Annotated in this window: 14 protein-coding genes; 10 read left to right on the top strand and 4 right to left on the bottom strand. The window is 72.8% G+C overall.

Translation table 11 applies throughout. The annotated features are described in order from the left end of the window. The first annotated feature begins 80 nt into the window (after nucleotides 1-80). The 4 genes from ACIBBA_RS23915 to ACIBBA_RS23930 are packed head-to-tail and all read left to right on the top strand — an operon-like array spanning nucleotide 81 to nucleotide 3,781. Complete coding sequence (locus ACIBBA_RS23915) at nucleotides 81-1,082, top strand: phosphatase PAP2 family protein (RefSeq protein ID WP_396700190.1); 1,002 nt, start codon at nucleotides 81-83, stop codon at nucleotides 1,080-1,082. Between the two features lie 40 nt (nucleotides 1,083-1,122). Continuing rightward, nucleotides 1,123-1,818: a response regulator gene (locus ACIBBA_RS23920; RefSeq protein WP_396700191.1), complete on the top strand. Its 696-nt coding sequence runs from the start codon at nucleotides 1,123-1,125 to the stop codon at nucleotides 1,816-1,818. Further along, a complete protein-coding gene (locus tag ACIBBA_RS23925) occupies nucleotides 1,815-3,281 on the top strand; it encodes an ATP-binding protein (RefSeq protein WP_396700192.1) in 1,467 nt (488 codons plus the stop codon). Before ACIBBA_RS23920 ends, ACIBBA_RS23925 begins: the two co-directional genes overlap by 4 nt. Beyond that, a complete protein-coding gene (locus ACIBBA_RS23930) occupies nucleotides 3,278-3,781 on the top strand; it encodes a hypothetical protein (RefSeq protein WP_396700193.1) in 504 nt (167 codons plus the stop codon). The genes ACIBBA_RS23925 and ACIBBA_RS23930 overlap by 4 nt, the downstream gene beginning before the upstream one ends. Here the strand turns inward: ACIBBA_RS23930 and ACIBBA_RS23935 are convergent. From ACIBBA_RS23935 to ACIBBA_RS23945, 3 genes are read right to left on the bottom strand one after another with little or no spacing between them, the layout of a single operon-like run. Further along, nucleotides 3,732-4,763 (bottom strand): D-alanine--D-alanine ligase family protein, encoded by a 1,032-nt coding sequence (locus tag ACIBBA_RS23935; RefSeq protein ID WP_396700194.1) that lies wholly within the window; start codon nucleotides 4,761-4,763, stop codon nucleotides 3,732-3,734. The genes ACIBBA_RS23930 and ACIBBA_RS23935 overlap by 50 nt on opposite strands. Continuing rightward, entirely contained in the window at nucleotides 4,763-5,902 is a 1,140-nt protein-coding gene (alr, locus tag ACIBBA_RS23940; protein WP_396700195.1) for an alanine racemase, read from the bottom strand. The genes ACIBBA_RS23935 and alr overlap by 1 nt, the downstream gene beginning before the upstream one ends. Continuing rightward, nucleotides 5,899-6,972 carry an acyltransferase family protein gene (locus tag ACIBBA_RS23945; protein ID WP_396700197.1) on the bottom strand — a complete coding sequence of 358 codons (1,074 nt, stop codon included), beginning with the start codon at nucleotides 6,970-6,972 and terminating at the stop codon, nucleotides 5,899-5,901. The genes alr and ACIBBA_RS23945 overlap by 4 nt, the downstream gene beginning before the upstream one ends. Nucleotides 6,973-7,285: 313 nt before the next feature. Here ACIBBA_RS23945 and ACIBBA_RS23950 point away from each other — a divergent pair, with 313 nt between their 5' ends. Continuing rightward, nucleotides 7,286-9,274 carry an ABC transporter ATP-binding protein gene (locus tag ACIBBA_RS23950; RefSeq protein ID WP_396700198.1) on the top strand — a complete coding sequence of 663 codons (1,989 nt, stop codon included), beginning with the start codon at nucleotides 7,286-7,288 and terminating at the stop codon, nucleotides 9,272-9,274. Between the two features lie 25 nt (nucleotides 9,275-9,299). Here ACIBBA_RS23950 and ACIBBA_RS23955 read toward each other — a convergent pair whose 3' ends face one another. Then, nucleotides 9,300-10,220 (bottom strand): hypothetical protein, encoded by a 921-nt coding sequence (locus ACIBBA_RS23955; protein WP_396700199.1) that lies wholly within the window; start codon nucleotides 10,218-10,220, stop codon nucleotides 9,300-9,302. Nucleotides 10,221-10,416: 196 nt separating this feature from the next. On the opposite strand from ACIBBA_RS23955, the gene ACIBBA_RS23960 reads away from it, so the two are divergent. From ACIBBA_RS23960 to ACIBBA_RS23980, 5 genes are all read left to right on the top strand, one after another. Next, complete coding sequence (locus ACIBBA_RS23960) at nucleotides 10,417-10,956, top strand: orotate phosphoribosyltransferase (RefSeq protein WP_396700200.1); 540 nt, start codon at nucleotides 10,417-10,419, stop codon at nucleotides 10,954-10,956. A 114-nt stretch (nucleotides 10,957-11,070) separates the two neighbouring features. Then, a complete protein-coding gene (locus ACIBBA_RS23965; protein ID WP_396700201.1) occupies nucleotides 11,071-11,529 on the top strand; it encodes an SRPBCC domain-containing protein in 459 nt (152 codons plus the stop codon). Then, nucleotides 11,526-11,876, top strand: coding sequence for an ArsR/SmtB family transcription factor (locus ACIBBA_RS23970; protein ID WP_396700202.1), 351 nt, complete (start codon nucleotides 11,526-11,528; stop codon nucleotides 11,874-11,876). The genes ACIBBA_RS23965 and ACIBBA_RS23970 overlap by 4 nt, the downstream gene beginning before the upstream one ends. A 1-nt stretch (nucleotide 11,877) precedes the next feature. Beyond that, the gene (locus tag ACIBBA_RS23975) at nucleotides 11,878-12,321 is read left to right on the top strand and encodes an SRPBCC domain-containing protein (protein WP_396700203.1); all 444 of its coding nucleotides are present in this window, start codon (nucleotides 11,878-11,880) and stop codon (nucleotides 12,319-12,321) included. An 88-nt stretch (nucleotides 12,322-12,409) separates the two neighbouring features. Further along, complete coding sequence (locus ACIBBA_RS23980; protein ID WP_396700204.1) at nucleotides 12,410-12,640, top strand: DUF2188 domain-containing protein; 231 nt, start codon at nucleotides 12,410-12,412, stop codon at nucleotides 12,638-12,640. Nucleotides 12,641-12,643 lie beyond the last annotated feature (3 nt).

A 12,643-nucleotide genomic window follows, 5' to 3' on the forward strand; every position in this document is an offset into this window, starting at 1 on the left:
CGGCGGCCGACCGGAAACTGTGACAGAACGAAGACAATTCCCGGACGGCACCCGGACGTGCCCGACCGAGGATGGCCGGTATGCAACCCGGATCGCTGCACTCTCTCGGCCGGCGGCCCGTGCCGGCCCCGCCCGCCGCGCGACGGCGGCCGTCCGGCCGGACGGCCGCGTACCCCGGGCGACCGCTGTTCGGCGCTGCGCTCTGCTACCTGTTCGCCCTGGGACTGACCTGTCTCTTTTTTCTCTTCACCCGGGTCGGTCAGTGGCTGGACGGCCTGCTTCTGCCGCGCGCCGAGCGGGGCGGCGGCTACCAGCAGCAGACCGCGCTGGTGGGTCCGGCCAAGACCGTGCTGGCCCACTTCGGCAACCCGCTGCTGCTGGCTGCCCTGCTCGGCGCGGTGCTGCTGGTGGCGCTGCTCCGCCGGCGCCCGGTGGCCGGTGTGGTGGCCGTCGGCCTGGTGCTCTGCGCGGTGGCGGTGGCCGGAGCGGCCAAGTCGGTGCTGCCTCGGCCGGATCTCCAGGTCGAGAGTTCGACCACCCACAACAGCTTTCCCAGCGGCCACGTCGTCGCCGCGACGGCGCTGCTGCTGGCCTTCATGCTGGTCCTGCCCGGGTGGGCGCGCCGGTGGCTCGCGGTACCCGGTGCGGTGGGTGTCTCGGTGGTCGCCTCGGCCACCATGATCGCGGGGTGGCACCGGTTCAGTGACGCGCTCGGCGGCGTCCTGCTGGGCGTGGCGTTGTTCTGCCTGGCCGCGGCCGCGCTGGAGCATCGGCGGGTTGGGGGTGGCCCGTGCGGCGGCATCGAGCCGCACGGTGCGGCCGGACCCTCCGGCGAGATCGAACCGCGTGGCGGGTCGTTCGGTGGTCGGGTGCCGGGTGGGCTGGTCGAGGCGGCGTTGGGCCTGGTCGTGCTGGTGTGGGTGCTTCTGGCGGTCGGGCCGGGCCTGACCGAATCGGTCGACCGCGGGCCGCTCATCGCCATCGTGGCGGTGACCGGGTCGACGATGCTGGCCGTGGGTTCGGCGGTGCTCCTGCTGGGCGCGGGGGAGGGATCGCGCGGCCGGCCCGATGTACGAAAATGAGGAGAATGCGAGCTTTTCCCGTGGTGCGATACTTGGCGACATGTCCCGAGTCCTGCTGATCGAAGATCACCAGACGGTTCGTGACGGACTCCAGCTGGCACTGACGCGACAGGGACACACGGTGATGGCCGTGGCAACCGGCGAGCAGGGGCTGGAGCGGCTGCACGCGGCCCCGTCCGACGTCGTGATCCTCGATCTCATGCTGCCAGGGATGGACGGGTTCGAGGTCTGCCGTCGGATCCGGGCCCTCGGCGACCTGCCGATCATCATGCTCACCGCCCGCAACGACGACATGGACGTGGTGGCCGGCCTGGAGGCGGGCGCCGACGACTACGTGGTCAAGCCGGTGCAGGCCCGGGTGCTCGAGGCGCGGATCCGCGCGGTGCTGCGGCGGACCAGCGGCGAGTCGCGGCGGGCCGGCGGCGAGAAGTCCGGCCCGGAACAGCACGCCGCCCTGAGCATCGACCGGGAAGCGCTGGTGGTCAGCAAGGCCGGGGTGCCGGTCAGCCTCGCGCCGACCGAGCTGCGCCTGCTGCTCGAACTCTCGCACACCCCGGGCCGGGTGCTCAGTCGCCAGCAACTGCTGGAGGCGGTGTGGGAGCACGGCTACCTCGGCGACTCGCGGCTGGTGGACGCCTGCGTGCAGCGGCTGCGCGCGAAGATCGAGGACGACTCGTCGGCGCCGGTCTTCGTCCAGACGGTGCGCGGCTTCGGATACCGGTTCGGGCCGCTGTGAGCGGCTGGCGCCGAGCCGTCGGTCGGGCCTCGGGGCTGCGGCTCCGGCTGCTGCTGGCCTTCGCGCTGCTCGGGCTCACCACCACGGCGGTGGTCGCCAGCGGCAGCTACTTCCAGGCCCGGCGGGTCATCCTGCAACAGGCGCAGGACGCCGCGGTGGTGTCACTGACCAACGAACTCGCGACGGTCTACCCGCTCCACCAGCTGCCGCCCACCCAGCGCGACCTCGACATGCTCGCTCAGCGTCTCTCCGGCCGGGACGGCTACGCGGTGGTCTTCTACCACGACCTGCGAGCGCAGGGCCTGACGGTGGCGGACCCGCTCACCCCGGAGCTGCGGCAGGCGGTCCGGGACGGCCGCGTCGCCTGGCAACGCGTCTCCCGCGACGGAGAGCCCGTTCTGCTCATCGGCACCCAGCTGCGACTCGACCGGTCGGGCGGCGCGTCCAGGCCGTCCGGGATCGAGGTCTACACCGTTCGGAGCCTGGTTCCGGAGCAGCAGAGCATCGACCGGCTCGCCACCCTGGCCTGGGTGACCGGTGGGCTCTCCCTGGTCCTCGCCGTGCTGTTGACCCTGCTGGCCGCCCGCGGTGTGCTGCGGCCCGTACGCGAGCTGGGGCGGGCGGCGCAGCAGCTCGGCGAGGGCGACCTGACCACCCGGCTGACCGTGCGGGGCAGCGACGAACTGGCCGACGTGGCACGAACCTTCAACGACACCGCCGGAACGCTCGAGAGGCAGGTCGGTGAGCTGCGTCGAATGGAGGCCGACGCCCGCCGCTTCGTGGCCGACGTGTCGCACGAACTGCGTACGCCGCTGGCCGCGATGACGGCCGTCACCGACGTCCTGGACGAGGAGGCAGACCGGCTGCCCGGGGATGCCGGTCGGGCCGCCCGGCTGGTCAGTGAGGAGACGCAGAACCTGACCCGGTTGGTCAACGACCTCATCGAGGTCAGCAGGTTCGACTCCGGCGCGGCGCGACTCGCCCTCGACGACATCGACGTGGCCGCGGCGGTGACCGCGACCCTGCGGGCACGGGGCTGGATCGACCGGGTGCACGCGGAGCTACCGCCGGGGATCATCGCCCGGCTGGATCCCCGCCGGCTGGACGTGATCGTCGCCAACCTGGTCGGCAACGCCTTCCGGCACGGCGCGGCACCGGTGACGGTGCGGCTGCGCGCCGAGCCGGACCGGATCGTCATCGAGGTCGCCGACCACGGGCCGGGGTTGGACCCTGACGTGCTGCCGCACGTCTTCGACCGGTTCTACAAGGCGGAAACCGCGCGGACCCGCTCCGAGGGCAGCGGCCTGGGCCTCGCCATCGCGTGGGAGAACGCGCGGCTGCACCGGTCCGCCGGGCAGCCGGGCAGCCTGGTCGCCGGCAACGCGTCGACCGGCGGTGCGGTGTTCACGCTCCGCCTGCCGCGCGCGGCGGCGGAGCAGGCGGCCACCGGAGGCGTACGGTGACCGGCCGGCGGCCGACCCGGGCGCTGCTCGCCGGTGGCGCCCTGCTCGCCCTGCTCACGGCGGGCTGCGGGGTCCGGCCCAGCGGGGTCATCAACGGCGGCCCGGCACCGGTCGGGCAGTCCACCGGGGTGGGCATCTACCTGGTCCGGCACGGCGAGCTGGAGCTGACGATGCGCCAGAGCGCAGCGCGACCCGCGCCCGCCGAGACGCTCAAGTTGCTCGTGGCCGGTCCGGACGAGGCCGAGCGGGACCAGGGGCTCACCAGCGAGGTCCCGGCGGGTCTCCTCCCGGTCTCCACGGTGACGCCGACGACCGATCCGCCCGGCCTCGCGCTGACGATGTCCGGTGCGGTGACCACGTTGTCGGCGACCGCGGTCGACCAGATCGTCTGTACGGTGACCGACGCCGTGGCGGCCAGCGGTCAGGGCGCGGTGTACTCCTCGGTGACCCTCATCGGGCCGGACGGGACCCGAGGGCCCCGGCCCTGCCCGATGAAGTGACCGGCCGGAGCCGGCCGCGCTCGGCCAGCGCGCCGGAGATCAGGATGTCGAGCAGCGCGGCGAACCCGACGCCGGCCTGCTGCCAGATCCGCGGATACTGCGATGCGCTGGTGAACCCGGGGAAGGTGTTGACCTCGTTGGCGATCGGCTCGGGAGATCCCGCCGCGGGCAGGAAGAAGTCGATCCGGAGCAGCCCACGGCAGTCCAGCGCGTGGAAGGCACGGACCGCGCGGTCCTGGAGCAGTTCGGTGGTGGCGGGGCCGAGCGGGGCGGGGATGTGGAAGACCGCCCCGCCGTCGTACTTGGCGTCGTAGTCGAAGAAGTCACCGCCGGTCACGCTGATCTCCAGGGGCGGTCCGGCTGCCACCCGGCCGTCGGGGTGCTGCAGGACCGCCACGTCGATCTCGCGTCCGATCGCCGCCTTCTCGACCAGGACCTTCGGGTCGACCTCCCGGGCCTGGCGCAGGGCCGCGGGCAGCTCCGCCCAGTCGTCCACCCTGGTGACGCCGAGGCTGGAGCCGGCCCGGGCGGGTTTGACGAAGACCGGCAGGCCCAGCCGTTGCCGGTCGCCCGGGGTGACGTCCTCGCCGCGTCGCAGGGTCACGCCGGGGCTGACCCGCAGGCCCTCGGCGGCGAGGAGCTTCTTGGTGACGGCCTTGTCCATGCCGGCCGCGCTGGCGAAGACCCCGTTGCCGACGTACGGCACGCGGAGCCACTCCAGCAGCGAGGCGACGGTGCCGTCCTCGCCGTACGGGCCGTGCAACGCCGGGAAGACCACGTCCTGGGCGCCCAGCACCCGCATCGCCGGGGCGAGCGGAGTGGCACGGCCGTCGACCTGCCACCCGCCGTCGAGGCCGATGAGCACCTCGGTCACCTCGTAGCGGTCGCGGTCCAGCCCGGCGAGGATGCTCGCCGCCGAACGGCGGGACACCTCGTGCTCGCCGCTCTGCCCGCCGTAGAGCACTGCCAGTCGGGTTCTCATCAGATCTCCGCCTTCTCGTGAAGATGTACGCGGGCCACCCGGGCCCCGATGCCGGTCAAGATCTCGTGGGGGTTGGTGCCCGCCCACCGCGCCCACTCGGCGACCGTCGGCGCGGCGTGGCCCTCCTGGTCGGGGGCGAACACCACGACCGGGTCGCCGACCGAGACGGGCAGGTCGCCGACGTCGACCACGCACTGGTCCATGGCGATGCGTCCGACGATCGGGCACCGCCGGCCGGCGAGCCACACCTCGGCGCGGCCCTGCGCGGGCCGGGGTAGGCCGTCGGCGAAGCCCAGTGGCAGCAGGGCCAGCGTCGTCGGACTCCCGGTGACGTACTCGGGTCCGTAGGAGACGCCGGTGCCGGCCGGCACCCGCTTGACGTTGACCACGCTGGACCGCAACGTCATCGCGCCGCGCAGCCCGAAATTCCCGGGCCCCGTCGCGCCGAACGGGTCCACGCCGTACAGGGCCACCCCGATCCGGCAGAGGTCGAACCGGGCCGCCGGCGCGCGGAGCGCCGCCGCCGAGTTGGCCAGGTGGACGAGGTCGGGGTCGAGGCCGGCGCGCCGGGCGAGCCGCAGCGCGTCCTCGAAGGCCACCACCTGCCGGGACAGCGCGGGGCTCCCCGGCACGTCCGCGTCGACCAGGTGCGACCACACCCCCCGGACCCGGACCCCACCGTCCCGTTCGTACTTACGGGCCCAGCCGACCAGCTCGGGCCAGTCGTGCTCGCCGGCCCCGTTGCGGGACAGCCCGGTGTCGACCTTGAGCTGCACCGTCGCGGGCACGCCGAGCCGGTGGGCCGCGTCGGCGACCGCGTGCAGGTGGGTCGTCGTCGACACGCCGACGTCGACGTCGGCGTCGACCAGCGCGCGGAAGTCCTCGTCGGGGTGGTGCAGCCAGCTCAGCGTCGGCGCGGCGATGCCCGCCGCGCGCAGGGACAACGCCTCGGCCGCCGACGTCACCCCCAACCAGCCGGCGCCGGCGCCCAGCGCGGCCCGGGCGACCATCGGCGCGCCGTGGCCGAAGCCGTCCGCCTTGACCACGGCCATCAGTTCGGTACCGGCCACCGCGGCGATCGTCCGCACATTGCCGGCGACCGCGTCGAGGTCGACCACGGCCTCGGCCAACGCGGTCATCGGGCCGCCGCCACGGGCCGTGGATCCGACCGGCGTGCGCCGGGAAGGTCGAACAGCCACGGTGCGGGGACCGCCGTCAACCCGCGGTGGATGGCCAGGCTCAGGCCGAGCACCAGCCCGGTCAGCACCGCCGGGTAGCCGACCGCGACCAGGAGCTGGCCGGTCCGGTCGAGCCCGGAGATCGGCCCGAGGAGCAGCACGTGCAGCAGGGCCAGGACCGGCATGTGGATGACGTAGACGGGCAGGGTGTTGCGGCCGAGCGTGGCGAGCGGCCGGCTGAGGGCGGGCCACCGGGCCAACCGGGCGGCGGCGGTGATGCCGAAGGCGACTGCCACGACGGAGACCAGCGGCCACACGCCGAGCGACTGCTGGGCGCCGGTCGCGGCCATCGCGGCGAGGGCGAGGGTGTAGGCGGCGGTGGTCAGCAGGAGCCGGCGCCGGGTCGCGGTGGCCGCCCATCGCTCGATCTGCGGTCGCAGGTAGAGGCCGGCGAGGAAGAAGACCAGGTTCTGGTAGAGGCCGCCACGGTTGCCGGGGGTGGCGAGCAGGTCGGCGGCGGTCATGACGGAGAGGGCCGCGGCGGGGGCGAGGACCAGCGCGCGGGGGACCCGGCGTACGGCCTTGGCGACGGTGAAGTAGAGCGCCAGGGCGTACAGGTACCAGAGGTTGGAGGGGGTGATGGTGAGCTGTTCCAGCAGGCCGAGGGGGGACGTGGCGCGGTCTGTCGGGAAGTTCGGCGCCGCGGCGAGGATCGCCGTGTGGATCAGCAGCCAGGCGGCGTACAGGTAGAGGAACTTGGCGATCCGGTTCCGCGCGACGACCCGCCAGGGGCGTTGGACGGCGTTCGCCGCGAAGACGCCGGAGATGACGAAGAAGAGCGGCATCCTCAGCGGCAGGAACTGCTCTCCCAGCGCGCCCCACAGCCCGGGCACCGGTACGCCGAGGTGCCAGTCGATCTGGAGGGAGTGCTTGACGACGACGTGCCACAGGACGACGAGGATGATGCAGGCGCCCTTCGCGGCATCGGCCCACTGGGCTCGCTGCGGCTGCCCCCGGACCGGGTCGGGCACGCTCCGCTGTCTGCGGTGGCGGAACCGGACGCGTGGCGCCTCGGGTGCCTGCTCGGCGGGCCGTGCGGCGAGGGTTGACGGCTGTCGGATCACCCTTCAGAAGTTGTCAGTCGCATGTCCGCACCCGATCCACGAATTGTCACGGGCGGGTAATGGACCTGGCCCGGCCGGGTCAGGGTGGACTGTCGCGCCGCCAGCAGTGACCATAGGTAGCTGATCGGATGCGATGAGCTACCAGGGTGGCTCGCGCTTCCCTGGCCCCTACCGCCCCACGAGCGACGACCGACGCACCGCGCCCTGAGGAGGCACGTTCGTGACCGGAGCCGGTACCCAGACGCAATCGACCCCGACGGAGCGGCCTGCTGCGGCGCCGGCCGAGTCGGTGTTGCCGGAGCTGCGGGCGATGTGGTGGGAGACGGGAGCGCGGGCGCGGGCGCAGCGAGGGGTGTTCGCCGTCTTCGCGGAGCTTCCCCGGCTGGTGCTGGCGGCCCTGCGGATCAGCTGGCGGGCCGACCGTCTGCGTACCTCGGTGGTGGCCGTCAGCACGGTCGGCGCCGGCGTGATGGCCGCCTTCGGGTTGCTGGCGACGCAGCGGGTGCTGGTGGAGCTTTTCGCCGGCGGGCCCACCGCGGACCGGGTCGTCGCCGCCCTGCCCGCACTCGCCGCGCTGGCGGCGGCGACCGCGCTGCGCGCCGGCATGGGCATCGCGACCGGGTACGCGCAGAACGGCCTCACCCCGCGGGTGAGCCGGGAGGTGGAGCGGGGCCTGTTCCGCACGACCACGGCGGTGCGGCTGGAGGCGTTCGACGCCGACGCGTTCGCCGACGACATGGAACGCGCCTCACGCGGCACCGAGTCGGCGAACTGGCTGGTGCAGGCGTCGATGAACCTGCTCGCCGGGCTGGCCGGCCTGCTCGCCGTGGCGGTCGCCGTCGTCGTGATCCACCCGCTGTTGCTGCTCGCGTTGCTGGTCGCGACGCTGCCCAACGCCTGGGCCTCGCTGCGCGCCGGTCACCTGCGCTACCAGACCTACCTGGCCGGGTCGGTGCGGCGTCGCCGGTTGTGGCTGCTGCAACGGCTGATGGCCGAACGGGCGTCCGCGCCGGAGCTGCGCTCGTACGGGCTGCGCCGGTTCCTGCTCGACCAGTACGACCGGGTGATGGGGGTGGAGACCGACATCCAGCTCGCTCTCGCCCGCCGGGTGACCACGACCACCACCGTCGGCGCGATGACCGGGGGAGCAGCCACCGGCGTGGTCTACGTCCTGCTCGGGCTGTTGCTCATCGACGGACACATCCCCCTTGCCGCCGCCGCGACCTGCGTGATCGCGGTGCAGTCCGCGCAACGTTCACTGGCCGTCGTCACGTTCCAGGTGGACCGCGTCTACACCGAGGGCCAGCACTTCGGCGACTACACCGGGTTCATGACCCGCGCCGCCGACTACCTGCCGGACGAGGCCGGCGGGTCGGGCGCGGCGGGCGTCGAGCCGGAGCCGCTGCGGCAGCTGGCGGTCAACGACGTCACCCTGCGCTACCCCGACCGGGACACCCCGGCGGTCGACGGCGTGACGCTGACGATCGAGGCGGGGCAGACGGTGGCCTTCGTGGGGGAGAACGGCTCCGGCAAGACCACCCTCGCCGCGATGATCGCCACCCTGCGCGCGCCCACCGAGGGCGTCATCTGCTGGAACGGGCGACCCCTCGCCGAGTGGGAGCCGGCCGGGCTGCGAGCCCGCATCGCCGTGGTCACCCAGGAGTACCACAAGTGGCCGTTCACCGCAGCCACCAACATCGCCATCGGCGACGTCGGCACCGAGGCCCGCCAGGACCGGATCGAGGCCGCGGCCGCCCGCGCGGTCGCGCACGACATGATCCAGGACCTGCCCCACGGGTACGAGACGCTGCTCGACCGCACCTTCGCGAAGGGGCAGGACCTCTCCGGCGGTCAGTGGCAGCGCATCACCGCGGCCCGCGGCTTCCTCCGCGACGCCGAACTGCTGATCATGGACGAGCCGTCGTCCGCCCTCGACCCGCGCGCCGAGGACGCGCTGTTCCAGGCCATCCGGGACCGGCAGGGGCGGGCCACCACCATCCTCATCACCCACCGGCTGGCCAACGTCCGGCACGCGGACCGGATCCACGTCCTGCACCACGGCGCCCTGGTCGAGTCCGGCAGCCACGACGAACTGATGGCTTCCGACGGCCGGTACGCCGAGCTGTTCGCGCTCCAGGCCGCCGGATACCGCGCCAGCCGTGCCGGGGAGCCGTCCACTCCACGGCAACGCCCGTCCACCGAAACCTGACGGTGGCCCTGGGCAGCCGCCCCGGTTATCTGGTCACGAGACCGCGCAGCGCCGCGACCGCCGCCCGGTCGCTGACTCCGGCGTAGATCTTCTTGTCGGCGTAGACCATGACGACGGACGGGCACGCCTGGTCGTCACCCTTCAGGGCCTTGTCGAGCAGCTTGCGGCCGGTCGCCACCTCGTACACCCGAAGGCGCCACCCCGCCCGCAGCAGCGTCACCGTCTCCGGCTTCGGGTCGTCGTACTTGCATCGGCGGATCGTCGAGCCGGTGCTGACCCGGTCCAGGCAGGCGACCATCTGCACGTTCTTCGGGTTCTCCGACGCCCAGGTCTGCTCCGCCCGCTTCGACAGGCCCTCGGAGTAGTAGTAGGTGCCGTTCTGGAAACGGATGCTCCCGCCGCCCATGCCGTCCGCGACGAGCAGCACCACCGGGTGCGGCGCCTTGCCGGCGCGCTTCGGTGACTGCGGGTAGTAGACGTTCTCGTCACAGACCCGGTTCAGATCGCGGATCTCCGTGGCGGCGTCCGCGCTGGCCTCCGGTCCATCCGGCGCGGGCGGCTCACTCTCGGCGGGCTCGGCGCTAGCGGTCGGGCCACCGCCGGTCGTGGGAGACAGCGGGGCCTCGGACACCGGGCTGGACGCGGCGGTCTTCGCGGAGCGCAGCAGCAGGAAGCCGCCGCCAACGCCGATGCAGGCCAGCAGCAGCACCGCCGCCACGGTCACTGCGGCGATGAGCGCGGTGTTGTAGCGGCGGGTGGGCGACGGCGCGGCGGTGGCCCACGGGACGCTCGCCGGTGCGGGACCGGGAGTCGCGCCCGGGGTGAGAGCCGCCTGCGGGTTCGGCACGGAACCGGGCGTCGACGCCTCGGGGACGGGTGCCGCCGCCGGCGCCGGTACGGGGTCCGGCGTCGGGCTCGCGCCAGGTTCACTCCCGGTGCCGGTCATGCTGGTGTCCTCATCTCGATCAAGGGGGAGCGCGACTGTATCAAGTCCGAGCAGCGAAAACTGACCCGTTATCGGGCCCGGCGGCCGTCCACCGGGCGGACGGTCCTGCCGCCGGTGTCGGCAATGGACGGTCTCGGGGCGAGCGCCGGACAAGCGAGGCGACCAGGCGCGCCTCGGCGTGTCAGGATGTCGTTCCGTGAACCTCGATGAGCTCGCCCGCCAGGTCCATGCCACGTCCCGGTTGACGGGTCGCTTCGTCCTCCGCTCGGGGCGGGTGGCCGACGAATACTTCGACAAGTACCAGTTCGAGGCGGATCCGGTGCTGCTCGACGCACTGGCCGCGCGGATGGCGGCCCTGGTGCCGTCCGACACGCAGGTGCTCGCCGGGCTCGAGATGGGTGGCATCGCGGTGGTGACAGCTCTCGGTCGGCACACCGGCCTGCCGTGCGCGTTCGTCCGCAAGGCGGCGAAGCCCTACGGCACGGCACGGCTGGCCGAGGGCGCGGACGTGGCCGGGCGCCGGGTGCTGGTCGTCGAGGACGTGGTGACCTCGGGCGGCCAGGTGGTGATCTCGGCTGGGGAGCTGCGGCGTCTCGGCGCCCGGGTCGACGCGGCCCTCTGCGTGATCGACCGGCAGGAGGGCGGGGCCGCGGTCCTTGCGGCGGCGGGCATCTCCCTGCGGGCCCTGCTCACCCGGGCCGATCTCACCGCCCACGCCGAGCATCCGACGGCCTGAGGCGCGGGTCGACGGCCGGGCCTGACTGCTGATCCAACCTGCAACCAAAGGTTGCGCATTACGGCGTGGCTGCGGTAGCTTTACGCAACCAAAGGTTGCGAAAGGTTGGTCAGTATGGAGCACGGATCCATCGAGCGCGACATCCACGTCGACGCCTCGCCCGAGGTGGTCTTCGAGGTGGTCAGTCGGCCCGAGCACATGCGGGAATGGTGGCCCGACGACGCGCGGTTCGAGCCGGTCGTGGGCGCGCCCGGGGAGCTCGTGTGGCGCGACGCAGCCACCGGCGAGACCACGACCGTCGCCCTCGCCGTCGTCGAGGTCGACCCTCCGAAGCGGTTCTCCTTCCGGTGGTGCTTCTCGGAGCCGGACCGGAGCGGGCGCTCGTTGCTCGTCACCTTCGACCTGGTCCCCGCCGGCGCGGGGACCACGATCCGGATGACCGAGACGGGGTTCCGGGAGATGGGCTGGGAGATCGCTCGCCTCGAGGAGCAGTACCGCGACCACGAGAGCGGCTGGGAGCACTACATGGGCGAACTGGGCGGGTACGTCGCGCGGCTGGTCGCCACCTCATGAGCACGGCGGTCGACGACGACCTCTGGTCGGCGATCGGCGACCCCATCCGGCGCACGATGATCGACCTGCTCCTGGCCGGGGGACCGGGCACGGCCACGTCCCTGAGCGAGCGACTACCCGTCACCCGCCAGGCCGTCTCGAAGCACCTTGCCGTCCTGGACCGGGTCGGTCTGGTGCACGCCGCGCCGGCCGGTCGCGAGCGTCACTACCAGGTCGACGAGGCGCAGCTCGCCCGCGCCGTAGCCCAGTTGTCGGCGGTCGGCGCCACCTGGGACGCCCGACTGCGTCGCATCAAGCGGATCGCCGAGGCGATCGAACGCGACCGGACCAACAACCAAGGAGAATGAGATGGTCGACATCCTGCACCGGGTCGGCGTCGTCGCTCCGCTCGACGACGTCTACCGAGCAGTGGCAACTCCCGAGGGCATCGCCGGCTGGTGGACGACCGACACGGTGGGCAGGAGCGAGGTCGGCGGGCGGTTGGCCTTCCGGTTCGGCGACCTCGGTGGCTTCGACATGGAGGTCCTCGAGCTGGACCCCGCCGGCCACGTGCGGTGGCGGGTCACCGACGGCCCCGAGGAGTGGATCGGGACCGAGATCGACTGGCGCCTCGACCAGCGGGACGAGTACACGATCGTCCAGTTCAAGCACGAGGGCTGGCGCGAGCCGGTCGAGTTCATGCGGCACTGCAGCACGAAGTGGGCGACGTTCCTGATGAGTCTCAAGGAGCTGATGGAGACCGGGCGCGGCAGGCCGGCACCCGACGACGTCAAGATCGGCGACTGGCACTGAGCTCCACTGTGTCCGTGGCTGGGGGTTTGCCCGACGGGACTCGGGGCAACGTATCCACTGGACAGTCAGACGCAGGGAGGATTCGGCGATGGCCAAGGGCGATGTCGAGACGTACCAGCAGGACGGGCAGTGGAAGAACCGGCCCGAGGGCAACGAGCGGGCCAGCAGCACCCACGACGGCAAGGCGGACGCGCAGGCCCGCGGTCGTGAGATGGCGGCCGACCGGGGCGTCGAGCACGTGATCAAGAAGCAGGACGGCACGATCGGGGAGAAGAACACCTACCCGCGCAGCCGCGATCCGCGAGACATCGAGGGCTGAGAC

The sequence above is a fragment of the Micromonospora sp. NPDC051006 genome (assembly GCF_044456245.1).
Taxonomy (GTDB): Bacteria; Actinomycetota; Actinomycetes; order Mycobacteriales; family Micromonosporaceae; genus Micromonospora.